General features: G+C 32.8%; 1 protein-coding gene. It reads right to left on the reverse strand.

All coding sequences use genetic code 11. The features are described from left to right. Positions 1-10: 10 nt before the first annotated feature. The gene (locus tag AOG55_RS06640) at positions 11-1,405 is read right to left on the reverse strand and encodes an APC family permease (protein WP_055041063.1); all 1,395 of its coding nucleotides are present in this window, start codon (positions 1,403-1,405) and stop codon (positions 11-13) included. Positions 1,406-1,453 lie beyond the last annotated feature (48 nt).

Consider the following 1,453-nt stretch of genomic DNA (forward strand, 5'->3'; position numbering starts at 1 on the left):
AAATTTATTATTAGATTTCTGTATGCGTTTTAACATATTTATGTGCGTCAAGTATTTCTAATATTATAAATCCTAATATTATAAATCCCAGAACCAGTTCTATCATATATGTATCAGATGTTAAAAGCGAATACATAAAAATAAATCCTGATACTATTATTCCGAGAAGTGCAATACCAAATTCACGAATTTTTCTCTGTGCCTTTACAAGATTAACCTTAAACAATGAAAAGTTTGCTGTTAAATGAACCATTAAATTTCCCAGGCCTGCAATTGATCCCAATGCAAGGAATATAATAAATGAGTTTACAAATACCAATGACGGTACAAGTATTATTAATGCTGCTATTAATGTTATTAACCCTGCGATAACTGGTGTGCCGGTTTTTACATGTAATATGCTTATTTTTTTGCTTATAAGGCCCCTATCGGACATTGCGTATAAATTCCTTGAAAATGCTGTTAAAAATGCTAATGAACCGAGAATTCCGTCGTTAATTGCAGCAAATAATAATAATGGCAATGCAACAGGCCCTGCAATTCTGTACATTATGGTTATAACCGGAATATCAGATGATATTAACGCAGAGAATGAATGTGTCATTATACCATAATCAACCAGTGAGTAAAGAACCATTGACTCCAAAAATCCACCAATTACTATTACAAGAATTGCAACTTTACCCACATTCTTTTTTGCATTTTTTACCTCTCCAGAAACTGGTGTTATTGCACCGTAACCTGTTGGTATGCCTACTGCGAATAATATTCCAAGGAATATTACTGCAGGTGAAGGAATCTTTATAAATGGATTGTATACAAGAAAATGTGCGCCATATAAACCTGCAATTATTACTGCTATTAATACCAATAATTCAATGCTTGCAGAGAAAACTGCATATTTTGATGACGGCCTTATTCCAAGCAAAAGGAACGCTGCTGTGGGAATAAATACTATTAAAAATGCCACAAGTGGCGGAATTGTAATATATGGTGAAACAACATATGTTAAAACAAATATTGAACCTGTTATATAACCGCCTGCATACAATAATGAGTAGAAAAGATATAACCATCCTGTTTCAAAACCGAATCTGTGGGATAATGATTTGAATGCATAATTAAAATATCCACCCTCCTCATCATGTTTTTTGGATAAATAATACACACTGACACCATTTATCAAAACAACCAAAGTTCCTATAATAAGCACTATGGGTGAGAAGAACAGTGCAAGAAGAAGCGCTGCTGTTGCATAGGTTAGCATTGAAAGGAATGGTGCCTGACCGCCGAATGACATAAAAAATATATCGGCAAAACCGACATGTCTTTTTAGCTGGCTCTTACTTTCTGTACTTACATTTTTGATGTTTTCCATTTTTTCTCTTGAACATGTAGTCATCATCAATATATAAATTTTATGAGTTATTATACCATATATATTTAAATAAAA

The sequence above is a fragment of the Acidiplasma cupricumulans genome (assembly GCF_001402935.1).
Lineage (GTDB): Archaea > Thermoplasmatota > Thermoplasmata > Thermoplasmatales > Thermoplasmataceae > Acidiplasma > Acidiplasma aeolicum.